Source organism: Pseudolabrys sp. Root1462, assembly GCF_001426945.1.
Taxonomy (GTDB): domain Bacteria; phylum Pseudomonadota; class Alphaproteobacteria; order Rhizobiales; family Xanthobacteraceae; genus Pseudolabrys.
Map to the genome: position 1 here is coordinate 109,083 of NZ_LMFS01000001.1, position 24,338 is coordinate 133,420.

24 protein-coding genes and 1 pseudogene are annotated in these 24,338 nt (G+C 63.4%); 10 read left to right on the top strand and 15 right to left on the bottom strand.

What is annotated here, in order from left to right; genetic code table 11:
- Positions 1–27: 27 nt before the first annotated feature.
- The 5 genes from ASD45_RS00505 (at position 28) to ASD45_RS00525 (ending at position 5,539) form a co-directional block, all read left to right on the top strand.
- The gene (locus ASD45_RS00505; protein ID WP_082540554.1) at positions 28–1,026 is read left to right on the top strand and encodes a tripartite tricarboxylate transporter substrate-binding protein; all 999 of its coding nucleotides are present in this window, start codon (positions 28–30) and stop codon (positions 1,024–1,026) included.
- A gap of 7 nt (positions 1,027–1,033) precedes the next feature.
- Entirely contained in the window at positions 1,034–1,501 is a 468-nt protein-coding gene (locus tag ASD45_RS00510) for a tripartite tricarboxylate transporter TctB family protein (protein ID WP_056909695.1), read from the top strand.
- Between the two features lie 7 nt (positions 1,502–1,508).
- The gene (locus ASD45_RS00515) at positions 1,509–3,029 is read left to right on the top strand and encodes a tripartite tricarboxylate transporter permease (RefSeq protein ID WP_056909696.1); all 1,521 of its coding nucleotides are present in this window, start codon (positions 1,509–1,511) and stop codon (positions 3,027–3,029) included.
- 12 nt (positions 3,030–3,041) lie between these two features.
- Complete coding sequence (locus ASD45_RS00520) at positions 3,042–4,043, top strand: 4-hydroxythreonine-4-phosphate dehydrogenase PdxA (protein ID WP_056909697.1); 1,002 nt, start codon at positions 3,042–3,044, stop codon at positions 4,041–4,043.
- A gap of 125 nt (positions 4,044–4,168) precedes the next feature.
- Entirely contained in the window at positions 4,169–5,539 is a 1,371-nt protein-coding gene (locus tag ASD45_RS00525; RefSeq protein ID WP_056909698.1) for an MmgE/PrpD family protein, read from the top strand.
- A gap of 19 nt (positions 5,540–5,558) precedes the next feature.
- On the opposite strand, the gene ASD45_RS00530 is transcribed toward ASD45_RS00525, so the two are convergent.
- Both ASD45_RS00530 and ASD45_RS00535 read right to left on the bottom strand, forming a co-directional pair.
- A complete protein-coding gene (locus tag ASD45_RS00530) occupies positions 5,559–6,299 on the bottom strand; it encodes a GntR family transcriptional regulator (RefSeq protein ID WP_082540555.1) in 741 nt (246 codons plus the stop codon).
- Positions 6,300–6,443: 144 nt separating this feature from the next.
- A complete protein-coding gene (locus ASD45_RS00535; protein WP_056909699.1) occupies positions 6,444–7,250 on the bottom strand; it encodes an SDR family oxidoreductase in 807 nt (268 codons plus the stop codon).
- Positions 7,251–7,594: 344 nt separating this feature from the next.
- Here ASD45_RS00535 and ASD45_RS00540 point away from each other — a divergent pair, with 344 nt between their 5' ends.
- The 4 genes and pseudogenes from ASD45_RS00540 to ASD45_RS00555 all read left to right on the top strand — a co-directional run bounded on the left by ASD45_RS00540 (position 7,595) and on the right by ASD45_RS00555 (position 11,157).
- A complete protein-coding gene (locus ASD45_RS00540) occupies positions 7,595–8,020 on the top strand; it encodes a carboxymuconolactone decarboxylase family protein (protein ID WP_056912508.1) in 426 nt (141 codons plus the stop codon).
- A 38-nt stretch (positions 8,021–8,058) separates the two neighbouring features.
- Positions 8,059–8,958: an NAD(P)-dependent oxidoreductase gene (locus tag ASD45_RS00545; protein WP_056909700.1), complete on the top strand. Its 900-nt coding sequence runs from the start codon at positions 8,059–8,061 to the stop codon at positions 8,956–8,958.
- Positions 8,959–8,979: 21 nt separating this feature from the next.
- A pseudogene (locus tag ASD45_RS00550) lies at positions 8,980–9,768 on the top strand (enoyl-CoA hydratase); the annotation flags it as partial.
- A gap of 42 nt (positions 9,769–9,810) precedes the next feature.
- Complete coding sequence (locus tag ASD45_RS00555) at positions 9,811–11,157, top strand: MmgE/PrpD family protein (RefSeq protein WP_056909702.1); 1,347 nt, start codon at positions 9,811–9,813, stop codon at positions 11,155–11,157.
- Between the two features lie 4 nt (positions 11,158–11,161).
- Here the strand turns inward: ASD45_RS00555 and ASD45_RS00560 are convergent, their stop codons facing one another.
- Entirely contained in the window at positions 11,162–11,911 is a 750-nt protein-coding gene (locus ASD45_RS00560) for an SDR family oxidoreductase (RefSeq protein WP_056909703.1), read from the bottom strand.
- A 152-nt stretch (positions 11,912–12,063) separates the two neighbouring features.
- Between ASD45_RS00560 and ASD45_RS00565 the strand changes: the two genes are divergently transcribed.
- Positions 12,064–12,984 carry a LysR substrate-binding domain-containing protein gene (locus ASD45_RS00565; protein ID WP_056909704.1) on the top strand — a complete coding sequence of 307 codons (921 nt, stop codon included), beginning with the start codon at positions 12,064–12,066 and terminating at the stop codon, positions 12,982–12,984.
- Between the two features lie 12 nt (positions 12,985–12,996).
- Here the strand turns inward: ASD45_RS00565 and ASD45_RS00570 are convergent, their stop codons facing one another.
- From ASD45_RS00570 to ASD45_RS00625, 12 genes are all read right to left on the bottom strand, one after another.
- Positions 12,997–13,872, bottom strand: coding sequence for an ABC transporter permease (locus tag ASD45_RS00570; RefSeq protein ID WP_056909705.1), 876 nt, complete (start codon positions 13,870–13,872; stop codon positions 12,997–12,999).
- Entirely contained in the window at positions 13,865–14,653 is a 789-nt protein-coding gene (locus ASD45_RS00575; protein WP_056909706.1) for an ABC transporter ATP-binding protein, read from the bottom strand. Before ASD45_RS00575 ends, ASD45_RS00570 begins: the two co-directional genes overlap by 8 nt.
- An 82-nt stretch (positions 14,654–14,735) precedes the next feature.
- Positions 14,736–15,737, bottom strand: coding sequence for an ABC transporter substrate-binding protein (locus tag ASD45_RS00580; protein ID WP_162249375.1), 1,002 nt, complete (start codon positions 15,735–15,737; stop codon positions 14,736–14,738).
- Between the two features lie 67 nt (positions 15,738–15,804).
- A complete protein-coding gene (locus ASD45_RS00585) occupies positions 15,805–16,623 on the bottom strand; it encodes an N-acyl homoserine lactonase family protein (protein ID WP_056909708.1) in 819 nt (272 codons plus the stop codon).
- Between the two features lie 36 nt (positions 16,624–16,659).
- Positions 16,660–17,043 carry a carboxymuconolactone decarboxylase family protein gene (locus ASD45_RS00590; RefSeq protein WP_056909709.1) on the bottom strand — a complete coding sequence of 128 codons (384 nt, stop codon included), beginning with the start codon at positions 17,041–17,043 and terminating at the stop codon, positions 16,660–16,662.
- 34 nt (positions 17,044–17,077) lie between these two features.
- Entirely contained in the window at positions 17,078–17,917 is an 840-nt protein-coding gene (locus ASD45_RS00595) for an alpha/beta hydrolase (protein ID WP_056909710.1), read from the bottom strand.
- Positions 17,910–18,308: a hypothetical protein gene (locus ASD45_RS00600; RefSeq protein ID WP_056909711.1), complete on the bottom strand. Its 399-nt coding sequence runs from the start codon at positions 18,306–18,308 to the stop codon at positions 17,910–17,912. The genes ASD45_RS00595 and ASD45_RS00600 overlap by 8 nt, the downstream gene beginning before the upstream one ends.
- A gap of 86 nt (positions 18,309–18,394) precedes the next feature.
- Entirely contained in the window at positions 18,395–19,624 is a 1,230-nt protein-coding gene (locus ASD45_RS00605) for an ABC transporter substrate-binding protein (RefSeq protein WP_056909712.1), read from the bottom strand.
- 46 nt (positions 19,625–19,670) lie between these two features.
- Positions 19,671–20,378 carry an ABC transporter ATP-binding protein gene (locus ASD45_RS00610; protein ID WP_056909713.1) on the bottom strand — a complete coding sequence of 236 codons (708 nt, stop codon included), beginning with the start codon at positions 20,376–20,378 and terminating at the stop codon, positions 19,671–19,673.
- Positions 20,371–22,125: a branched-chain amino acid ABC transporter ATP-binding protein/permease gene (locus ASD45_RS00615; protein WP_244485130.1), complete on the bottom strand. Its 1,755-nt coding sequence runs from the start codon at positions 22,123–22,125 to the stop codon at positions 20,371–20,373. The genes ASD45_RS00610 and ASD45_RS00615 overlap by 8 nt, the downstream gene beginning before the upstream one ends.
- Before the next feature lie 9 nt (positions 22,126–22,134).
- Positions 22,135–23,094 carry a branched-chain amino acid ABC transporter permease gene (locus tag ASD45_RS00620; RefSeq protein ID WP_056912509.1) on the bottom strand — a complete coding sequence of 320 codons (960 nt, stop codon included), beginning with the start codon at positions 23,092–23,094 and terminating at the stop codon, positions 22,135–22,137.
- A gap of 234 nt (positions 23,095–23,328) precedes the next feature.
- A complete protein-coding gene (locus ASD45_RS00625; RefSeq protein WP_056909715.1) occupies positions 23,329–24,234 on the bottom strand; it encodes an NAD(P)-dependent oxidoreductase in 906 nt (301 codons plus the stop codon).
- Between the last annotated feature and the right edge of the window lie 104 nt (positions 24,235–24,338).

Sequence of the window (24,338 nt, forward strand, 5' to 3'; positions counted from 1 at the left end):
ATAAAAAACAAAATCAGGAGGAAGCCCATGCGTTCGATTACTAAACTGCTCATGCTTTCGGGGGCCGCGCTTGCCGTGGTCGCGGCGCAGCCCGCCGCGAATGCCGCCTGGAAGCCCGAGAAGCCCATCGAATTCATCGCCACCGCCGGGCCCGGCGGCGGCACCGACATCATCGCCCGCACGGTTCAGGGTATCATTACCAAGTACAAGTTCGTCGATCGCCCGATCGTGGTGGTGAACAAGGGCGGCGGCAGCGGCGCCGAGGGATATACCTATGGCAAGTCGATGGCCGGCGACCCCTATAAGGTGATCTTCGGCACCTCGAACGCGTGGCAGCAACCCATGGTGTCGAAGGTTGCGTTTAATTACACGGATCTCACCCCGATCGCGGCGATGGCGCAGGACGAGTTCCTGATCTGGGTAAAGCAGGATTCGCCGTGGAAAACCGCGGGTGACTACCTCAAGGCGGCCAAATCCGGCAACCTGAAGATGGGCGGCGCGCAGTCCAAGGACACCGATGAGGTGCTCACGCGGATGATCGAGAAGATCGCCGATGTGAAGATCACCTATATCCCCTTCAAGAGCGGCGGCGAAGCCGCGGTGCAGCTTGCCGGTGGCCACATCGACTCGCACGTCAACAATCCGAGCGAAAGCGTCGGCCAGTGGCGCGGTGGCACGCAGCATCCGATCTGCGTTTTCAGCTCGAAGCGCCTGACCAATACCGACAAGGTGACGGCGACCGAAGGCTGGTCCGATATCCCGACCTGCGTCGAGCAGGGCCTCAATATCCCGACATATCAGCAACCGCGCACTGTTTGGCTGCCGGGCAAGGTCACGCCGGAGCAGGCAGCATTCTATGTCGATCTGATGAAGAAGGTCGAGGATACGCCGGAGTGGGCAGAATACATCAAGCGCACGTCGCAAACCAACACCTTCCTTACTGGCGATGAATTCCAGAAATTCATCAAGGACGACATCGAGCACGTGCATCAGATCGCCCAGGAGCAGGGCTGGCTGGTGAAGTGAACGCGGGATGATCTCGCAACGCGCCATCGAGGTGACGACGGCGGTCCTGACCGGAATGTTCGGTCTGGCCGTCGTCGTCTCGAGCACCGATAACGGCATCGGCTGGGGTGAAAAAGGCGTCGACGCCGGCACGTTTCCGCTGATCGTCGGCGCCACGATCATGTTTGGCAGCGTGTATAATCTCGCGCGCGGCACTCTTGTCGCGCACGAAGTTGCCGTGACCTGGCCGGCGCTACGGCGCGTCGCCGGTCTGTTCGTTCCGGCTGCGATCTTCATTGCCCTAATTCCGACCCTGGGCATGTATGTCGCGTCATTCGGTTACGTGCTGGCGACCGTCGGCTGGCAGCGCAAGCTGACGCAGTGGAAGACGTTTGCGATAGCGGTAGCCACGCCGCTGTTTCTTTACGTCGTATTCGAGAAGCTCTTCGTGGTGTCGCTGCCACATGGGGCCCTTTTCGAGATGATGGGGCTCTGAGGGGTTCATGGAAAGCAACATCGAATCCCTGATGCACGGCTTTGGCATCGCCATCACGGTGCAGCACATTCTGCTGATGACGATCGGTGTGCTGCTCGGCATCCTCGTCGGCGTGCTTCCCGGTCTCGGCGCGCCGAACGGCGTATCGCTGCTGCTGCCGCTGACTTTTGGCATGCAACCGGTGTCGGCGATCATTCTTTTGTCGAGCATGTACTGGGGCGCGCTGTTTGGCGGCTCGGTGACGTCTATCCTGTTCAATATTCCCGGAGAGCCGTCGTCGGTTGCGACGACCTTCGACGGCTATCCGATGGCGCGCGACGGCCGGCCGAGCACGGCATTGGCCACCGCCTTCGGCTCCGCCGCCTTTGGCGCGCTGGTCGGCGTCGTCCTCATCACGCTGGTGGCTTCGTGGGTGGCGCAGTTCGCCCTGCGCTTTGGTCCCCCGGAATACTTTGCGGTGTACTTCCTAGCGTTTGCGAGCTTCGTCGGCATGGGCGGCACGCCGCCGATCAAGACACTCGTCGCGCTGGCGATCGGTTTCGCCATCGCTGCGATCGGCATCGACACCGTCTCCGGCAGCGTGCGGCTCAACTTCGGCATTCCGGAGTTGGTCAAGGGCGTCGACTTTGTCGTCGCCGTCATGGGTCTGTTCGGGATCGGCGAATTATTGCTGGCGGTAGAAGAGGAACTGCATGCCAAAGCGGTCTCGTCGAAAATCGATTGGCGCGAGGTTTTCCGCACCGTCGTGGGTTTGCCGCGTTACGGCTGGACGCTCGTGCGCAGCGCCGCGATCGGCTGCTGGATGGGCATCACTCCGGGCGGCCCCACTGCGGCGTCGTTCATGAGCTATGGCATTGCCAAGCGCTTCGCCAAGAAAGGCGTGCGGTTCGGCACTGGCGTGCCCGAAGGCATTGTTGCCCCGGAGGCGGCTGATCATTCGGCCGGCACCAGCGCGCTGCTGCCGATGCTGTCGCTCGGCATTCCCGGCTCAGCCACCGCCGCGGTAATGATGGGCGGGCTGATGATCTGGGGTCTCAATCCGGGCCCCATGCTGTTCATCGACCAGCGCGATTTCGTCTGGGGCCTGATCGCCTCGATGTATGTGAGCAACATCGTCGCGGTCGTGCTGGTGCTGCTGACGGTGCCGATGTTCGCTGCGCTGATGCGCATTCCGTTTTTCATCATCGCGCCGCTCATCTTTATCATTTGCACGGTCGGCGCCTATTCGGTGTCGAACTCCTATCTGGATGTCGTGCTGATGTTCGGCTTCGGCGTCGTCGGCTACTTGTTCAAGAAAGCGTCGTACCCGCTGGCGCCTTTGGTGCTGGCGATCGTCATCGGCGACAAGGCTGAGGATGCATTCCGTCAGGCGATGCTGATGTCTAAGGGTTCGCTCGGCATCTTCTTCAGCAGTCCGCTGGTGACGTGCCTCGTGCTGGGCGGCTTCGCGTTTCTTCTGGTGCCCCAGTTGATGAAGCTCGTGCGACCGCATCGCCGGCGGGCGGGCCTCGAGCCGACCGAGATCTAAAGGAGCGTTTCAATGCCATCGAAGACGAAGCCGGTGATCGCCCTTGCCATGGGCGACCCGGCCGGCATCAGCCCGGAATTGACGGCGAAGGTCGTGGCTCTGCCTGAAGTGCGCGAAGCGGCGCGCCTTGTCGTGATCGGCGACCGGCGGGTCTACGCTGAAGGTGAGAAGATCGCCGGCGTGACAACCGCGATGGATGTCGTTCAGGCCGGCGAAAGCTTGCAGCCCGGCGAGACGCCGATCTTCGTCGATCTGAGGCATCTCGATCCCGCGACAGTGAAGCGTGCCGTCGCCGCCGAAACCGGCGGTCGGTTCGCGCTTGCCAACTATAAATATGCGCTGGAGTTGGCGCGCGATGGGAAGGCCGATGCGGTCTCGTTCACGCCGTTCAACAAAAGGGCAATGCGGCTTGCTCGTTCCGAGTACGACGACGAGATCGCCTTCTCGGCCGAGGTGGCAGGCCTTGTCGGTCCGGCGAGCGAGTTCAATGTGCTTGACCGACTCTGGAATGCACGCGTGACGTCGCATATCCCGATGGCGGCGGTGCCGGCGGCTTTGACTTTCGATCGCATCGAGCGAGCGCTGAGACTGACGGATGCGTGCATGCGTGCCGCAGGTTTCGAGCGCCCGCGTATCGCGGTCGCCGGCTACAATCCGCATGCCGGTGACAGCGGCAATTTTGGGCGGGAAGAGATCGATGTCATCGAGCCCGTCGTGGTGGCGGCGGGCAAAAACGGCATCGCGGCGGAAGGGCCGTTCCCCGCCGATACGGTGTTCCTGCGGGCCAAGAGCGGCGCATTCGATGCGGTTCTGACGATGTACCACGACCAGGGCCAGATCGCGATGAAGCTGATGGGCTTCGATCGCGGCGTCACGCTGCTAGGCGGCTTCAAGTTTCCGATCTGCACACCGGCGCACGGCACGGCCTATGACATCGCCGGCCAGGGCGTGGCGTCGGTGGGCGCCACCTGGGCGGCGCTGCTTTTGGCGGCGGAGATGGCTGCACGGCGCTGACCGCCACGGTCTGCCTGATTGTATGACGGTAGGATTGACCGGGTCCGAGGTGGCCCCTATGGTTCCGGCCTCGAAAAGGCCGGCCCATCACGCAAGTCGGCGCTCACCTCACGACGGTATCAAACATGAGCGATGACCAAAGTCTGGCCCTTCGTCTCGCCGGCTTCGCCACCGAGACGAAGCCATCGACCATTCCGTCGGTAGCCCTCGAGCGGGCGAAGATGAGCCTGGCGAGTACGGTGGCGAGCACCGCGATGGGCCAGAACATCGCGTCGGCTCGCATCATCCGCGATCTCGATCTGGCCAATGGCGGTACGCCCGATGCCACGATCTGGTTCGTCGGAAAAAAGCTGCCCGTGGCGGCCGCGGCACGCGTCAATGCTATCGCCAGCGATGCTGCCGCGAGTGACGACAGCGATCTGAGGAGTATCGCGCATATCGGCACGATTGTTTCGACAACGTCCGTGGCGCTCGGGGAGAAGCTTGGCTCCGGCGGCCTTGATATCCTGGCGGCGATGGTCGTCGGCTACGAGATCGCGGGCCGCATCGATGAAGCGCTGACGCCGGGGCGCATGCAGCGCGGCTTTCACGGCTCGGTCTCTACCGTGTTCGGCGGCACCGTGGCAGCCGGGCGCCTGCTCGGGCTGAGCACACAGCAAATGGCACACGCCATCGCGCTTGCCGCGACCTCGATCGGCGGCATGGCTATCTCGGCGGACACGAGTTGCGGCCGCGAGTATCACGCCGGCTGCTCAGCCGCGGCCGGCCTGCAGGCGGCGCTGGCGGCACAAGCGGGCTTTGAAGGTGAACTTGGTGTCCTCGACAAGCCGCGCGGCTTTCTCTCAGCCATGGGCGGCCAGGCACTCGAGGACATCACCCGCGATCTCGGGGCGTCATGGGACATCGTGACCGACATGGCGATCAAGCTCATGCCGGGCGCACACCCGTTTCACGCCACCGCAGAAGCGGCGTCGGACGCGGCGCGCCTCGGTCATGTCGACCCCAATGAGGTCGAGGCAATCACAATTTCCTCGTCCGTGCAGTGGACGAAGTTCAAAGGCGAGCCGCATCCGCGCAACCTCGTCGATGCGGCACACAGCCTGTACTACTTCGTCGCGGCGTCCATCGTCGATGGTCGGTTTAGCTGGGAGCACATGGATCCGCAGAAAATGGCCGATCCTGTCATCGCCGCCCTGCAAGACAAGGTCGCGTTCGATCCGAACCCGACGCCGCTGCCCGACCGGTTTCCGCATCGCCACGGCGGCACTGTCATCATCAAGATGAAGAACGGCAAAGAATATCGAAGCACCTGCAAGGCGCCGCGCGGATCAGGTCCGCGCGGAGTCGAATGGAGCGATGTGGAAGCGAAGTATCGCGCCCTGGTCCCGCTATGCGGACTTCCCGGCGAGCGGATCGAAGCCAGCCTGGCACTAATCAAAGGCTTTGAAAGCGGCCATCCGTCAGCGCGGCTCACATCGCTGATCAGCCTGGCATAAGGCGACGCCGCCAGTCAGGCTAGCGCGAGCCGAGGCGAGACGCCGTTTCCGTCGGCTTGGCAGCGCGCTTGGGCTTCGTCGGCGCCGGTTCTGGCTGCGCATAGAGAAGGGCGATGGCTGTTTTTGCTGCGTTGCGCACATGAAGTTCGGCCAGCGTGCGCGCCTTCTTACCGTTCTTCTCGTCAAGCGCAGTCATCATGTCACTGAGCTCGGCAAGGCTCGCAGTGGTGCGGCCCGGTGCCCGCAGCGACGTTGCGCGCAGCAACATGATGCGGGCGTTAAGCAGGCGCAATGTATCACCGAGCGCCTGATTGCCGGCGCCTTCGACGAGACATTCGTAGAAATGGTTCTTGGCGCGCAGCCGCGCCAGCGGGTCCGTGTCCTTCAGCGACTTCTTGAGGTTGCGGAACGCCTCGTGCAGCGCAGTCCGTTGTTTGTCGGAGGCGTGCTCGGCGAAAAGCTGGCACGCGAGCCCTTCGAGTTCGGTGCGCACCTGATAAACGCCTTCGGCCTGTTCGGCCGACAACCGCGTGACCATGGGGCCGCGGTTCGGCACGACCTCGATGAGGCCTTCGGATTCGAGCTGGCGCAGCGCCTCACGCACCAACGTCCGGCTCACACCGGTCATTTCGCACAGCGCGCGTTCTGTCAGCCGCTCGCCGGCGCTGAAGTGACCCAACGCGATGGCGTAACGGATGCTCTCAGTAACGCTCTGGCGCAGCGGCGCGGCAACCTTCTCGACCCGGAAATCAGGCTTCATGAAAGGCGCGGTCAAAGGCCAATTCCTCCGATATCTGGGCCCAGGACGGGCCGAATCCGTACATCTCTACAACGGAACGACGGGCGCAGGAATGCTCGTCTCCGGACAGGGCAGGGGAATTCTGACCCATGCCGTGGCGCCGGGTCATCGCGCCTGCCACCCTCCGTCGATCGGAAGGGTCGCGCCGGTGATGTCCTTGGCAGCCGGACTGCACAGGAACACCGCCAAGGCGCCGACATTGTCGGGCTCGACGAAACGCTCGGTCGGGTGCCGGGTCGCGACATAGCGATGCTCGGCCTGCGCCGCGCTGATGCCGTCACCGGCGGCCATTTCCGCGATGCGCGACAGCAGCGGCGGCGTCGGCACCGCGCCGGGGGCGATGGCATTGCAGGTTATGCCCGTGCGCGCGGTCTCTATGGCGACGGCGCGGGTCATGCCAAGCAGAGCTGTCTTGGTGGTTACGTAGTCGATGCGGTTTTCGGCGCCGCGTGCGCCGAAGATCGAGGACATGTTGATGATGCGGCCCCAGCCCTGGGCCCGCATGGCCGGCACCGCCAGACGGATACAGTGAAACGCAGCCGAGACATTGACGGCGAGCGAGCGATTCCAGTCTTCGGTCTTGAAGCTCTCGACCGCAGAAAAGTGCCGCACCACAGCGTTGTTGACCACGATGTCGACAGGCCCGAAGCGGCGCATGGCATTTTCGAACATGCGCTCGATCCCGGCGACGTCGGTCAGGTCGGTGCCGTCGAACGTGGCTTCACGGCCGGTGTCGGACGACAGACGCCGGGCGGCGGCGTCACCATCTGCCGCATCGACGAGGCCGTTGATGATGACCCTGGCGCCGGCAGCGGCGAGGCTCCTCGCGACGGCATAGCCAATGCCGCCGGTGGAACCGGTGACGAGCGCGCAACGGCCCTCGAGCAGGCCGCCCGACTTTTCGTCATTCATCCTTGCATCGGCCATTTTGCATCGGCTCTGTGCGGAGTTGGTCCTTGACCCTCTCGGGCCTCTATTTTACATACCGTACTACTATCAGACAATATCAGGCTTTCCGCGTCCGGTCCTTGGTTGGCCGAAAAAAAGCGGGCGGTACACACGGAGGAAATTTGAAGCCCGGCCCGCGAGTGGCGCATCGCCGTGTGACTTCAGCATAAATTCCTGCGACCCAGGGTGCGTCGCGGGACACCGTCTCAGAATTCGGCGTCGCTCTGGTCCTGCGGTACGGCATGGCGCCGTTTCCGCAGGAAAGAGCACAAGTCCCTCCAAATATCCCTCAAGCACAGGAAGTGATCATGAGCAGCGAAATGGATAAAGCCGCGAAGGTGATGTTCGACGAAGGCCTCAAGCACCGCCGCGAGGTTCTTGGCCCGGAATATGTCGACGGCTCCATCGCCAACGCCAACGATTTCATGATGGCATTCCAGCACATGACCACCGAATGGTGCTGGGGCTACGGCTGGGGCCGTCCGGGTCTGCCGCGCAAGACGCGCAGCCTGCTCAACCTCGCGATGCTCACGGCGCTGAACCGCGGCCCGGAAATCAAACTGCACGTGCGCGGCGCCATCAACAACGGCGTGACCGTCGACGAGATCAAGGAAACCCTGTTGCATGCTACGATCTATTGCGGCATTCCGGCCGGTCTCGATGCCTTCAAGATCGCCAACGAAGTGCTGAAGGAAATGGGCAAGGTTTCCGCCACGCCGGCCAAAAAGCCGTAAACCTGCCCTTCGGTCATGAATCAGGAAAGCGCACATTGATGTCTGCAAAGCAGGAACTGGGGTTCATCGGCGTCGGCCGCATGGGTATCCACATGGCCGGCCGGCTGCTCGAAGCCGGCTATGGCGTCACCGTCTATGACCTGAACGAGACGAATGTCGCCCGGCTGGTGCAACGTGGCGCCAAGCGCGCCGGCTCGCCCGCTGAAGTGGCGTCCGCCGCCGAAACGGTGCTCGCCAGCCTGCCGACTCCGGACATCGTCAAGTCGGTGGCGGCGAATGTCGCCACCGGCAGCAAGGTGAAGACTTTCATCGATCTGTCGACCACCGGTCCGGTGGTCGCCAAGGAAGTCGCTGCTGCGCTTGCCGCCAAGGGTATCGCCGCCGTCGATGCGCCGGTGAGCGGCGGTCCCGGCGGCGCTGAGAAGGGCACCGTCGCCGTCATGGTCGCCTGCCCGAAGGATCTCGCCGAGAAGCTGCGACCGATCGTCGAGGTCATCGGCAAGATGTTCTGGGTCGGCGCCGAGCCCGGACAGGGCCAGGCGATGAAGCTCGTCAACAACATCCTCTCCGCCACCGCCGTCGCCATGACGTCGGAAGCGCTGGCGATGGGCACCAAGGCCGGTCTCGACGCCGACACCATGATCGCCGTCATCAACTCCGGCAGCGGCCGCAACACCGCGACCGAAGACAAGTTTCCACGGTGCGTGCTGAACCGGCGCTTCGACTTCGGATTCGCCATCGGCCTCATGCACAAGGACGCCAAGCTTGCCGTGTCGTTCGCTGAATCGCTCGGCGTGCCGATGATCGTCGGCAATGCGGTGAACCAGCTCCTGTCGATCACCGAAGCGATCGAGGGCTTCGACGGCGACCTGACGACCACGGCGCGCACGGTCGAGAAGTGGGCCGGCGTCGAGATCAAAGGCAAGGCCGCCAAGTAGGCGGCGGCCGACCGGGAGACATCGATGTCCGACAAGATCCTGTCACGCAAGGACGGCGCGGTCGGTCACCTGATCTTCAACAACCCGGAGCGACACAATGCGGTGTCGCTCGACATGTGGGGGGCGGCGGAGGCTGTCGTCGCCGACTTCAAGTCGGACCCCGCCATCCGCGTGATGGTCGTCTCGGGCGCCGGCGGCAAGGCCTTCGTCTCCGGCGCCGATATCTCCCGGTTCGAAAAGGACCGCTCGACCGAGGCAACGGTCAAAAGCTACGCCGTCCGCGTCGAGCGCGCCTACGCCGCGTTCTACGACTTTCCCAAGCCGAGCCTCGCGATGATCCGCGGCTATTGCATCGGCGGTGGTATGGCGATGGCGATGTGCTGCGACATGCGCATCTGTACGAACACGTCGAAATTCGGCATTCCGGCTGCGAAACTCGGTCTCGGCTACGGCTTTAAAGGCATCAAGCGGCTGGTCGATGTCGTCGGCCCGTCCTTCGCTAAGGAAATCTTCTACACCGCGCGTCAGTTCACCGCCGCGGAAGCGGCGGCGATAGGGTTGGTCAATCGCGTCGTGCCGGACAGCGATCTTGAGAGCTACGTTGCCGGTTACGCCACGGCCATGGCGTCCAATGCGCCGCTCACGGTGGATTCGGTCAAGTTCATCGTCGGCGAAGTCGTGAAGTCCTCGAACGAGCGCGATCTCGCCGCCTGTGAGGCCATGGTGCAGGCGTGTTTCGCCAGCGAGGACTACAAAGAAGGCCGCAAGGCCTTCATGGAAGAGCGCCCGCCCAATTTCACAGGGGCGTAGCGCAGGCCGCCGTGCAGGTGACAACAATTCGAGAGGGTTTCGATGCTCGACCGCCTCAACGTCACGCAAAGACTGGCCCAGTTCGTCGCCCAGACCCGGCTCGACGACATTCCGGCCGACGTCATGCATCAGGCCAAGCGCTCGGTGATGAACTTCTTCGCCGTGGCCTTGGCCGGCTGCCGAACCGCGCCGGTCGAGATCGCCCTCGCCACGCTGGCGCAATTTTCCGGCGGCAAACAGGCAACGCTGGTCGGACGCGGTGAGCGCATCGACGCGCTCAGCGCCGCGTTCCTCAATGCCGCCGGCGCCAATGTCTATGACTTCTGCGACACCCACACCCGCACCGTGATCCATCCGACCGTGCCGGTGGTGCCGCCACTTCTGGCGCTGGCGGAGTTGCGCCGCGTCAGCGGTCCGGACCTGTTGTTCGCCATCGTGCTCGGCAACGAGATCGAGGACCGCATCGGCCTTGCGGTTTCGCCGCAGCATTATTCATTGGGCTGGCACGTCACCTCGACCTGCGGCGTCTTTGGCGCGGCGGCCGCGGTGGGCAAGCTGATCGGCCTCGATGCGCAGCGGCTGGTCTGGGCCCTGGGCACGGCGGCGACGCAATCCTCCGGCCTGTGCGAGTGCCTCGGCACCGCGTCGAAAAGCGCCAGCGTCGGCAATGCGGCGCGCAACGGTCTGCTGTCGGCGCTCCTCGCGGAGAAGGGCTTCGACGGGCCGCCCGAGCCGCTGAACGGCGTGCAGGGCTTCTACAACGCCATGGGCGTGCCGCCAGACCTGTCGTTCCTGACCGACGGTTGGGGCAAGAGCTGGCAGATCATGGAGACCGCTTACAAGCCGTATCCTTGCGGCTTCGTCATCAACCCGGTGCTCGATTGCGTGCTGGATTGGCGGCGCGATCACCGGGACGCCGAGGTCGTCAAGGTCGTGGTGCGCGGCAATCCGTTGCTCGCCGACCGTACCGACCGTCCCAACGTGACCAATGGCCGGCTGTCGCAAGTCAGCGTGCAGCACGCCGTCGCCGCGGCGCTCATGCGCGGCAAGGCCGGGCCTGACGAGTTCAGCGACGAATGCGTCGCCGATCCGAAGGTCGCGGCGTTGCGGGCCAAGGTCGAGGTCGTGCGCGACTCGTCGTTCTCCACCATTGCCGCCGCGGTCGATATCGCCACCGCGGACGGCCAGGTCTACCGGCTATCGACGCAGGCGGCGCGCGGCAGCGACGTCAATCCGATGAGCGACGGCGATCTCGAAGCCAAGCTGCGCCACGCCGCGGCGGGGTGGAACGGGAGTCACGACATTCAGCCGCTGATCGACGCCATCTGGGGCCTGGACCAGAGCGCGGACGTTGCCGGTCTCTGCGCGCTGACCGTGCCGCGGCAATGAAGGATCAGTAGCGATTGACCGGCAACACCATCATCTCCGCGACCTGAACATGCGGCGGCTGCGCGAGCGCAAACATGATGGAGCGGGCGATGTCCTCCGGATCGAGCGCCATCTTGAACTGGTCGAAATAGGCTTTGGTCATCGCCTCGTCACCGCGGTAGCGGGTCTTGATGATGCCGGTGCGGGCAAGGCCCGGCATGATCTCGGTGACGCGGATCGCGGTTTCCGCCAGTTCGGCACGAATGATTTCCGTCAGCATGTGGATGCCGGCCTTGCTGGCGTTGTAGGGTGCCATGTCCGGCACGATCCGAACGGCGGCGACCGAACTCATGTTGACGAGGTCGCCTTTGTTGCGGCGGACCATGTCGGGCAGGATGGCGCGGGTGACGCGCATCAGGCCGTTGAGGTTGGTATCGACGATGGCGGCCCAGTCGTCGGCCGAGCCGACATCGAAGCGTTTACGGCCGCCGATGTCGTGCCCGGCATTGTTGATCAGAACATCGATCGGCTGGAATTCGGCCGGCACCAGTTCGAGAATGCGCGCGGTGCGGTCGGGATCGGTGACATCGAGGATGAGAGGCGTGACGGCGGCGCCGAGCTCGGCGGCCAGCGGCTTGAGCTTCGCCTCGTCGCGGTCGGCCAGCACGACGCGATAGCCCGCCGCGACCAGCGCGCGCGCGATTGCCGTGCCCATGCCGCCGGCCGCGCCGGTCAGGAATGCATTGCCTTTGTTTGCCGAATTCGCATGGGCCATGGCGATCTCCCCCGTGTCTGTGAGATTGGCTCTCACTGTCCGGTGGAGATTGTCGCAGCTTCCGCACCGTCATCTGCGGATGAAATTGTGCTATCTGTTATGCGGATTTCGGTGGACCGGTCGTTTGCCCGGCAAGGAAAGCGCGCCGCCGCATGGATATAAAGCAGCTCAAGGTATTCTCGACGGCGGCGTCATGCGGCAGCTTTTCGCGCGCCTCGGTTGCGCTGTCGATCGCCCAGCCGGCACTCAGCCGCTATGTAAAGGCGCTCGAGACCGAACTCGGCGTCAAATTGTTCTATCGCAACGGCCGCGGCATCATCCTGACCGAAGCAGGCAAGATGCTCGAGCAGCATGCCAAGGGCATTCTCGAACAAGCGGCGCGCGCGGCGTCGGAAATCGCGGCGCTGCAAACCAGCCCTCATGGCACCGTTGCCGTCGGCATGCCGCCGTCGGTCGGTGCCGTACTGACCGTGCCGCTGGTCGAGCGCTATCGCGAGCAATATCCGCAAATTGCGATGCGCGTCGTCGAAGGATTCAGCGGCCACGTTCTGGAGTGGCTACTGACCGGCAAGATCGATGTCGCGGTGCTCTACAACGCACCGGCGTTGAGCAATGTGCTGTCGGAGCCGCTGCTGCGGGACGAACTGGTGCTGCTGGGCGCAATGAAGGATCCGTGCAAGCTGCCGGCGGGCTCGGTGCAGGCCAAGGTGCTTGCCGACATTCCGATGATCCTGCCCAGCCGGCCGCATGGCCTGCGCGTATTGGTCGATCAGGTGTTCGGCAAGGCAGGGATCAAGCCGAACATCGTCATCGAGATCGACGCCATGCCGTCAACTCTCAATCTCGTCGAGAAGGGCGTCGGCTACACGATCCTGTCGTTCTCGACCGTGCATCACCTGGTCAAGGCCGGCCGCATCAAGTGCTTCACCATCGTGCGGCCGCAGCTCACGCGGCAGCTCTTGCTTGCCACCTCGAGCCAGCGGCCGATGACGGTCGCGACGCGCGCCCTGACCAAGATGATCGCCACCCAGGTTCGCGAACTGGCCCGCGAAGGCCGCTGGAACCCGCGCTAGGGCTCCACGGCCCTAGTGCTGCATGCCCCAACGGCGCACCGTCACCTTCTCGGTGGTGAGGAAGACGAGGTTCTCCACCGCAAGGCCGAGCAGGATGACGGTCAGAAGACCGGCGAACACTGAGGGAATCTCCAGCGAGTTCTTGCTCTGGAAGATGAACCATCCCAAGCCGCCGCCGCCGGAATTGGCGCCGAACACCAGTTCCGCCGCGATCAGGGTGCGCCAGGCAAAAGCCCAGCCGATTTTGAGGCCGGTGAGGATGTTGGGAAATGCGCCGGGAATTAGGATGCGGACGACATAACCGAGATTCGATAGGCCGTAGTTCTGTCCCACCATACGCCAGGTCGGGCTGACGCCGCGGAAGCCGGAATGCGTATTGAGTGCAACCGACCACAGAACGGCGTGGACAAGCACGAACACGATGCCGCCGGTGCCGAGCCCGAACCAGATCATCGCCAACGGCAACAACGCGATCGACGGCAGGGGATTGAACATGGCCGTGAGCACTTCGAGCAGGTCGGCACCGATCCGCGTCGCGCTGGCAAAGGCCGTCAGCAGGCCGGCAAGCAGCAGGCCGGCGGCATAGCCCTGGAACAAGATCTTCATCGAGAACCAGGTGGCGGCCGGCAATTCGCCGCTGATCATGGCCTGCCAGAAGGCGACGACAGTCGCGCTGAACGTCGGAAACAGCAGATCGTTGCCGAGCCAGCGCGCGTAACCTTCCCAGAGCAATGCCAGGATGACGAGCACCAGCGACTTGCGCAGCGCACCCTGGTTGGCGAGGCGCTGGCCCAATGACAGCGGCCGCTGCACGACGCCGATGCCGGCCGTGCTGACCTGGTAGATGACCTCGGGGCGGGTGTGAAGAACGGAGCGGGCGTCAGTCATGAGACGCAGTCCTTTCGCCGATATTCTGTTCAAAAAGAAGGTGTTCGATGCGGTCGGACAGCGGGCGGCCATCGGCGCCGATGTCGTCGGTGCCGTTGCTGTTGATCTCGCCCTTGACCTGGCCCGGATGCGCCGAGAGCAGGAGGATGCGGTTGCCGACGCGCACGGCTTCCGTGATGGAGTGGGTGACGAACAGCACAGTGAATTTGGTGCTGTCCCACAACTGCAGCAGCTCTTCCTGCATCTTGGCGCGCGTCAGCGCGTCGAGCGCCGCGAAGGGTTCGTCCATCAGCAGGATTTCCGGCTCCATGGCCATGCCGCGGGCAATCGCCACGCGCTGCTTCATGCCGCCGGACAAAGTGTGCGGATAGTTGTTGGCGAACTTGGTGAGCCCGACCATGTCGATATAGTGCAAGGCGCGTTGCTCGGCCTCGCGCTTGCCCATCTTGCCGCTCGCGGTCAGCGCGAAGGCGACGTTCTGCTTCACCGTCTTCCACGGCAATAACTGGTCGAACTCTTGGAACACCAGAACACGATCGGGGCCCGGCTTGCTGATCGAGACGTCATTGAGCCGGATTTCGCCTTCGACCGGGCGGATGAAGCCGCCGACGGCTTTCAGCAGGGTCGACTTGCCGCAGCCGGAGGGCCCCAGGATGACGTAGCGATCGGATCGATAGATATCGAAACTGACGCGGTAGGTGGCCGTAACCAGATGATCGCGGGTCTGATATTGAAGTGTCACGCCCTTGACAGCCAGAATTGGGGCGGCGCCGTTACTCATTTTTTGCAGGTCTCCGAATGAAGGAGCCAGTGGCGACGCCGTGCGGCGCCGCCACTGGCTATTGCAGTTAAGCGTATCGGCCTTAGTTGCCGCCGCCGAGCGACTTGGCGTCGAAGAACAGATCGTCGAGCGAAGCCGCCTTGTTCTTGAGGGTGCCGATCGAGTGCATGAAGTCGGCATACTTCATGACACCCTCGGGCGTCGTCGTGTACTTGGTGTCCTTGTCGTCAAGCATCGCGGCAAGTTCGTTGACGTCCCAGCCCTTGCCGCCCATCGATTCAAGCAGAACCTCGGCCGCGGCCTTCTTGTCCTTCTTGATCATGTCGAAGGCATCCTTCAGCGCCGCAACGAATGCGGCGTAGGCCTTCGGGTTCTCGTCGTGGAACTTCTTCGTCGTCGAGATCATGGTGAAAGTCTGCGGGCCGCCCATCACGTCATCGGTCGTCTGGATGGTGCGGGCTCCTTCCTTGATCTCGCGCTGGTGGAACGGCGCCGAGGCATAGTGCGCCGTGACCTGCTTGTTGCCGGACAGGATCGCGACCACCGCATCGGGATGCGTCATCGACACCGTGAACTTGTCGTACTTGAAGGTAGCGTCCGCGCCTTCCTTTTGGCGGGCGTACATTTGCATGATGATCGAAGGGATCGAGACCTTCACCGCGGTCACCGCGATCTTGTCGCCGTCCTTGAGATCTTCGATCTTCTTGAGGTGGTCGGACTTGGTGTTGAGATACATCGGGATCGTGCTCATGGCGGCGACGCCCTTGACGTCGCCCTTGCCCTTGGTGCGGTCCCAGAGGATCAGGAAGGCCGGCGGGCCGGCGGAGATGAAGTCGGCCGAGCCCGACAGCAGCGCGTCATTCATCACCGACGGGCCGCCGACATTGGCGTAGTTCACCGTCAGCTTGATACCGAGCTTTTCAGCCTCCTTCTCGACCAACTGATACTTCTTCATCATGTGCAGAGGCAGGAAGCCGAAGCCGCCGGCGCCGAGCGGGACGCGCAATTCGCTGGTCTCGGCATGGGCCGAAACCGTCATCAGCGCCATCGCGCCAAGGGCAAGACAAGCAATCGATTTTTTCATTCTTCGTTTCCTTCCATTATCGTTCTTTGGGACTTGGTAACACGGCCTTCGCGCCGTCGGTTGAAAATCAGCCTTGCGCCGCGGCGGATCTGGCTTTCGGGTCGGCATCGAGTCGTGCGGCCCAGCCTTCCATGTTCGGTCGCGCCGCCGGGTAGATGTCGAGCACGATCGGATCGTGACCGGGCACAACATGCGCCTTCGACGACGCCAGCGCCTCGACCTTGTCATAGCCGGCGAGCACATCGGCGACGTTATAGGTGATGGGAAAGACGCGGCGCTGATCGAGATGGGCGTAGAAATGCGCCACGTCGGAGGCCAGCACGACCCAACCGCGCCGTGTCTTGACGCGCGTCGCCTGAAGGCCCTTGGAGTGGCCGCCGATGTGGTGCACCGACAGGCCAGGCGCGATCTCGGCCGTTCCGTCGTGGAACACGACGCGATCCTTGAAAACCTTGTCGACCATGGCGGTGACATCGGCAGCCTCGAACGGCATGCGCATCATGGCCTGGCACATGCAGCGTCCCGTGGCGTAGGCCATCTCGCATTCCTGCAGGTGGTATCGCGCGTTCGGAAACAGGTCGTGGTTGCCGGCGTGGTCGTAATGCATGTGCGAGATGATGACGTCCTTGACCGAGGCCGGGTCGACGCCGAGCGCTCGCAGGCCGTCGCCGACCGGCTTCGAGATCTTGCGCTTGCGTGCATCGGCCCGCATCTGGTCGAAGCCGGTGTCGAGGATGATGGTACGGTCCTTGCCGACGATCGCCCAGACGAAATAGTCGAGCGGCATCGGCACGTCATGGGTGTCGCCGCCGATGAAATTGTCGGCTGAATTCCGCTCGTGGCGGCCGTACTTGATCGCATAGATTTCGTAGGTGTCGTCGCTCATTCGCGTCCTCCCGCTCCGGTGTCTTTGTCCGCGATCCTATTTCTTGCCGTCGATTTCGGCAAAGACTTCGCGGGCAATGCGGAAAGAATCGACCGCCACCGGCACGCCGGCATAGATGGCAATTTGCATAAAGACCTCTCGGATTTCCTCGCGGGTCATGCCGTTCTTGAGGGCTCCTTTGATATGGGTCTTCAATTCGTGCGGACGATTCATCACCGACAGCATGGCGAGATTGATCATGCTGCGGGACTTCAGCGGCAAACCGTCGCGGCCCCAGACATAGCCCCAGCAATATTCGGTCAGCAGTTCCTGCAGCGGCATGCTGAAATCGTCGGCGTTCTTGAAGGCATTGTCGACGAATTCGGCGCCGATGACCGACTTGCGGATTTCCAGGCCGCGGTCGAAGGTTTCCTTACTCATGCTGCGTCTCTGCCAATCTGTTGATGGGATGCCGTCACGCTGCAACGTGGTCGAGCGCGTCGAGCAGATAGGGGCGGAAGTCAGGATAGTTCTCGATCATGGGGAAATGCCCCATGCGTTTCATCAGGGTGTAGCGCGAGCCCTTGATCGCGGCCGCGACCTGTTCGGTCATGGCCGGCGTGCAGGAATAGTCGAATTCCCCGGTCAGCAGCGCGACCTTGCAGCGGCCGGTGTCGATCGTCTTGATGTCCTCTCGTGCGTCCCAGTCGTTGCTGTAGAAGTGCACGTCGCCCTGATACACGCCCGGGCCGGACTGGCTGTAGTACCACCAGTTCTCGCGGCGGTTCTGCTCGGGGCTGTAGGGTGAGTTGAGTCCGTAGGTGTAGCTCGCGCACAGTTCGCCGCCGTGGATCGCAGGATGGTGCAGGAAGTCGTTGTAGCGGCCCGGGGCATGGGCTGAGCTTTCCAGACCGACGATGCCGCGGATCTCGTTCTGATAGTCGGCCGCCACCTTGAGCACGATGGCGCCGCCCATTGAGCAGCCCATCACGACCGGGCGCTCAAGCTCGAGCGTGGTCCAGACGGCGCGGACGATCTCCAAGTAGAGCTTCGTGGTCAGGCGCGGCTTCTTCAGCCACCATTGATCAGGCGGCGTCGAGCGTCCGTGATAGGGCATATCGAAGGCGACGACGCGGAAGCGGTCGGTCACCTCCTTGTCGTTCATGACATGACGAAACTGGCGGCTGTCATTGCCGGCGGTGTGCAGGCAGAGCAGGGGAATGCCGCGGCCGGCTTCCTCGATGAACAGTCGGTGCTGTTCACCGCCGATCTCGACGGTGAGATAGCGGCCGACGATGGCTTCGAAATCAGGCATTGGGCGCTCCCGTCTCGCGCATGATGTTCATCATGCGATGAAGCGCACGCGCGTTCTGCATGGCGATCAGGCTGTCGCCTTCGATGACGAAGTCCGGGACGCGCATCAGCATGGCGAAGAAGTCGTGATAGAGCGGCGGCGGATCGGGGCTCAGGAACTTGCGCCAGACATCGACCGGCGCGCGGAAGCCGAAGGGCGCGCGGACGTCGAAGCGCGGCGAGGGGATCAGCTTGGTGATCCTGCCTTTGTCGACGACGACGGCGTAACGGGCGTCGCCGAAGGTGAGCGTGAAGGTCGCGCTCAGCCAGTCTCCGATGACACCCATTTCGGCGTCGGCATTGACGCGCGAGACATAGCGATCGAGCCAGGACGTGCCAGGAAACTCACTCATTACCAGTCCATTTTCGACAGAATTCGTCGGGATTTAAACGGCATATCCGGCGGCCGGGCGGCCGCCGGACCGGATGTTGTCAATACTTACTTCTTCGACCAGATCGGCTTCCCCACCGCGAGGCTTTCCGGATAGATCGTCACCGGCGTGCCGGACTGCCATTGGATGATTGCCAGACCGGCATCGACACGACGTCCCTTTTCATCGAATTTGATCGCGCCGCCCGGGTAGTATTTCGACGGCCCGCCGTCGAGCGTATGCAGCGAGTTCGCGAGAGACTCGCGGTCGGCTTTGCCGGATTTCTCCAGCGCGTCGCGCATCACGATGAAATCGCCATAGGTCGAGATGACATTCTGATCGACCCAGGGCTCCTTGTATTTGGCCTTGAGTTCGGAGGCGATGCCTTCGTGGCCCTTGCCGCCCCAGCTGCCGATCGAGCCGATCATGCCCTGCAGCAGGTCGGGTGACATGGTCTGCAGCATGTCGGGTTCGAACATGGCGATGCCGAAGGCCATGGTCGGCACCCGGCCCTGACCCATGCCGAACTCGTTCATCTTCTCGAGCACGAGCTTGGCGTCGGAGATGACGGTCGGCAGGAAGAACAGCAGGTCGGGCCGCGCGGAGCGCACCTTCTGCACCAGCGGCGTTGCGTCGGCGAGCGGCGGCGTGAAGGTCTCGTCGACTACGATCTTGAGGCCGACTTCGGCGAGCAGGCCCTCACGCATCGGCTTCACCGAGGCGACCGAGGCCGCGGTGTTATCGGTGATGATGGCGACGGTCTTGGGATCGCCGCCGGCCGATCTCGCGACCTTGAGGACGACTGGCATCGCCTGCTTGGCTTGCGATGCGGCCGTCGCCGAGGTCTGGAAGATGTATTTGAAGCCGCGGTCGGTGATCAGGTCCGAGTAGGAGAGCGTCAGCATCGGCAGCTTGGCGCGCTCCGTCACTTCGCTGACGGCCAGCGTCAGGGTCGACAGATAGGCGCCGGAGACGCCGACCATGTTCGGATAGTCCGCGACCATGCGCTGGGCGGCGCTCTTGGCCTTCTCCGCGGTGTCGCCGGCATCGACGACCACCAGCTTCATCTTGGCGCCGCCGAGCGACTTGATGCCGCCTTCCTTGTTGATGCGTTCGACCGCCATCTCCGCGCCCTGACGGCACGAGGTGCCGAAGCGCGCATAGAGACCCGAGAGCGGCACCAGCAGGCCGACTTCGACCTCCTTTGCTGCTTGCGCCCAGGCGGTCGGCGCGGAGAGCGACGCGGTCAACGCCGTGGCGCCGGCCGAAGCGAGAAATTGTCTGCGTCCCAGTTTCATTTTGACTCCTCCCTGTTTTCCGCGAGCGATGCGGTTTTTCTTCAAGCTACATTCCGAGATAGGCCGCGCGAATACGGTCATTCGCGCGGAGAGTCTGATTGTCGCCTTCGAGCACGACGCGGCCGGCCTCGAGCACGTAGCCGTGATCGGCGGTCTGCAGCGCCTCGGCGACACGCTGCTCGACGAGCAGAATTGTCAGCCTGGTCTGGCGGCGGATTTCGGTGAGCTGGTCGAAAATGAAATCGGCGATGGTAGGTGCGAGGCCCATCGACGGCTCGTCCAGCATCAGCAGCTTGGGCGAGGAGGCCAGCCCGCGGCCGATCGCCAGCATCTGCTGTTCGCCGCCCGACAGGGTACCGGCGAACTGGCGGCGGCGCTCCGAGAGGACCGGGAAGAGCCCGAGGATGCGATCTATATTGGTTTTCCAGTTCTGCCGGCCGGCCTCGGTAAAGGCGCCCAGTTCGAGGTTCTCCATCACCGTCAGCGACGGAAAGACGTGACGGCCTTCGGGCACGTGAGCGATGCCGAGATGCGCGCGGCGGCTTGCCGGCAGCGCGAGCAGGTCGTTGCCCTCAAATCGGATCGCACCGGCGGAGGGCTTCAGGATGCCAGAGATGGTTCTGAACAGCGTGCTCTTGCCGGCGCCGTTCGGGCCGACGACGGAGACGAACTGGCCTTCGGCGACGGTGATCGACACGTCGCGCAGGACCGGAACGCTCGAGTAGCCTGCGCTGATGCCTGCGATCTCAAGCATGGGCGCTCCACTTGGTGCCGAGATAGGCTTCGATGACGCGGCTGTCGCGCGTGATGGCCTGCGGGGTGTCCTCGACCAGCACGGCGCCATGATCGAGCACGACGAACCGATCCACGAGCCGCACCATCGTGTGCATGGTGTGTTCGATGATGACGATGGTGATGCCTTGCTTGGCCAGCGCCCTGAGCACGGTGACGACTTCGGCCGCCTCGTTGGCGCCGAGGCCGGCCAATGTCTCGTCGAGCAGCAGCAGGCGGGGCGCGCCGGCGAGCGCACGCGCGAGCTCCATCAGCCGCAGCTCCTTGGTCGTCAGTTCGCTGGCGACGCGGTGCGCGACGCTCGTCAGGCCGACGCGGGCGATCGCGTCGGCTGCGTGCGCGCGCGCTTCGGCGTCGTTGGCCGCACGGACATAGGCGCCGATGATGACATTGTCGGCGACGGACAGGCGCGCGAAGGGACGCATGACCTGGAACGTGCGGCCGACGCCGGCCTCGCACAATCGGTGCGGCGTTACGCCGAACACATCGCGGCCGTCGAGACGCACTTCGCCGGCGTCCGGGTGCTGGAAGCCGTTGAGCAGGTTGAAAAGGGTGGTCTTGCCGGCCCCATTCGGGCCGATGATGCCGAGAATGCTGCCACGCTGGACGTCGAAGCTGACGTTCTGAACGGCCTTGAGACCGCCGAACGACTTCGACAAATTGCGGACCGACAGGATGATTTCGCCACCGGCTTGCGGCGTGACCGCCGGGGGAAGGGGCTCGGCAGCGACGGGAACGTCGGTCGCCACGGCTTCCGCGATCGCCGGCGCTCCAGAACGCTTGCGCCACTTGTCACGCACGCGCCAGAAGATGCCTTCGGGAGCGACGAGGATGACGACAACGATGGCGAGGCCGTAGATAACGCCCTCAATGCCAGGAAATTGCGCGCCGAGCTTGGCCTGGAGGATTTGGCTCGTGGGGATGAGGATGGCCGCGCCAATCAGCGGTCCCCAAACGGTGCCGACGCCGCCGAACATGGTTACGGTGAGCGCCTGCGCCGAGACCAGCATGCCGAACACCGATTCCGGCGTGACGACCAGCAACACCATCACATAGAACGCGCCGATCGCGCCGGTGACTGCTCCGCTCAAGGTGATAGCGCGCAGCTTCCAGACCAGCGTATTGATACCCGCGGCTTCCGCCGCCGCTTCGTTCTGCTTGATGGCGATCAGCGCCATGCCGAAGCGCGAGCGCTCGACGGCTTGCGACAGCACGACGATGGCGAACGTCATACCGATGGCCAGCAGGGTGTACATGCGGCCGTCGGTGAACTGCATGTACAGCACCGCGTCCTTATGCTTCATCGGGATCGTCAGTTCCTGATACCCGAGCCACATGAACACGTTCAGGATCGCCAGCGGATAAGCCAGCATGGCGAGCGCGAAATAGTGGCTGCGCAGGCGGAACGTCAGCGCCCCGATCAGCAGCCCGGCCGCGCCGCCGACCAGTGCGGCGACCGGGATCAGCAGCCACGGCGTCAGATCGAAATAGATCTGTCCCAGCGCGGTGAAATAGGCGCCGAGACCGAAGAACACCGCGTGGCCGAAGGAAATGAGGCCGGTGTAGCCGCTGAACAGGTTCCAGGCGAGGCCGAACGACGCCCAGATCAGCACCAGCGTCATCACGAGCTGATAGTAGGAATTAGTGACGAGAAACGAGAGCGCGGCATAGGCGACCGCGAGCAGCACGAGTGGGAGCAGTGTGCGCATTCGCATGGCTCACGTTCTCTCGGTGACGCGGCCGAACAGGCCTTGCGGGCGCAGCAGGACGATGAGCAGGAAGAACACGAAGATTGCCGAATTCTGCAGTTGCGTCGGCAGCACAAGCGCGGACATCTGCTGAACGATGCCGATGGTCATGCCGCCCCAGAACGCGCCGATGATGCTGCCGAGGCCGCCGAGCACGACCCCCGCGTACATGATGATGACGTATTCGAGCCCGACGAAGGGATGGAAGGGATAGTTCGGCGCCAGCAGGCCGCCGGCGAGCGCCGTAATGCTAATGCCGAGCGCAAAGGCGATACGATGGGCGAAATTGACGTCGATGCCGATATAAGTGGCGGCAGTCGGATCGTCGGCGGAGGCGCGCAGCGCCTTGCCGAGCCGTGTGCCGCCGATGACCAAAGCCAGCCCAGCAATGACGAGAAGCGACACGATCGCGGCGATCGCGCGCGCCTTGTTGACGAAGATCTCGATGAAATCTCCCCAGAGCGGCCCGATGATCCAAGCCGTGCTGGACAGCGGCGTTCTGACCGACACGACCATCGAGCCGAAGATCATCTGGCTGGCGTTTTGCAGAATGAGGGCGATGCCGAGCGTGAGAATGAGCTGCGCGTAGTGGCCTTCGCCATCGAGCTGTGCGGTGCGTGTGCCGCTGACCCGCGAGATGAGAAACTGGTGCGCGAAATAGCCGACACCGAACAATACCGGCGCGGCCAGAAATGCCGCGACATACGGGCCGAAGATGCTGCCGAACAGCGGCTGCACACCCAGAGCCGCGAAGAAGAAATAAGCCACGTACATGCCAAGCATCATGAAATCGCCTTGGGCGAAATTGATCACCCTCATGATGCCGAAGATCAGCGCCAGGCCGACGCACATCAGGCCGTAGATGGCGCCGACCAGAAGGCCGGCCATCAATGACTGCAGAACATTCTCGACGAGAATTGGAAATGTCATGAGGCGCACCCCGTGAGGCGGGCCGACCTCAGCGCGTGACATTCAAACTCGCAACAGCGATGCTTGAGGAAGCCTCTCACGCAAGTAGGATCGCCGTGCCGGCGGGCCATAGGTGTGTCCTCCCCGTCATTTGCTTTTGTTTTATTGACCAGGGCGCGGCCGCCCCGGTGTCAGGCTTTGGATCAATCAGTGGCAGGTGCTCCCTGATCGGGGGGCGCCGCCGTGCGATAGATGTCAGGTCGTTTTGCTGCGCATTTCCACGTGGGCCCATTCCTCGATTACCTTCGCGATCGAAGTGAAATCGGACTCGGGGCCGAATTTGGCGTTCGTCACTGCCAGCATTTGCCGGATAACGGCCCCAGCGATCATCGGCACGCCGAGCGCTTCGCCTTCGTCGATGCAGAGGCGCACATCCTTGTAGGACAGCGCGGTAGCGAAGCCGTAATCGAAGGTTCCGGTGAGGATGGCTTTCGGGAATTTGTCTTGGGTCGCGCTGTTGCGGCCGCTGCCGGCGTTGATGATGTCGATCATCACCTTGGGATCGAGGCCGGCCTTGACGCCCATGGCGACCGCTTCCGACGACAGCACGATGGCCGCTGCCGCGAGCAAGTTGTTGCCGAGTTTCGCGACCTGGGCGAGGCCGGGCTTTTCGCCGGTATAGAAAGTCTTGCCGAACACCTTGAGCAGCGGGTCGATCGCGTCGGCGGTGGCCTTCGGCCCTGACACCATGACCGCGAGCGTGCCCTTTTCCGCGCCCGGCACGCCGCCGCTGACCGGCGCATCGATCCAGGCGACCTGCCGTTCGCCGAGCGCCTGCGCGATGATCTTCGCCGCGCTGGGTCCGGTGGTCGACAAGTCGATCACGGTCTTGACGGCGTTGCCCTGGTTGACGCCGTTCGGACCGAGGACGACTGCCTGGACGATCGGCGGCGTTGGCAGACTGAGAAAGACGATTTCCGAAGCCGAAGCGACCTCGGCAGGAGACTTGGCGAGCTTGGCGCCGCGCGCCACCAAGGGCTTGGTCGCCTCCGGATTGGTGTCATAAACGCACAGCGAATAGCCGGCATCCATCAGCCGTCCCGACATGGGGGCGCCCATGCGGCCGACACCAATGAAGCCGAGAACCTGACCTTCGGTCATGAACGTTCCTTCCCCGCGGCCGGGCGAGGGACGTTCGCCGTCGCGCCGCCAATTGTATTATTATATTATTGTAACGCCAGATCGCCGGGGAAAGCGACATGCAA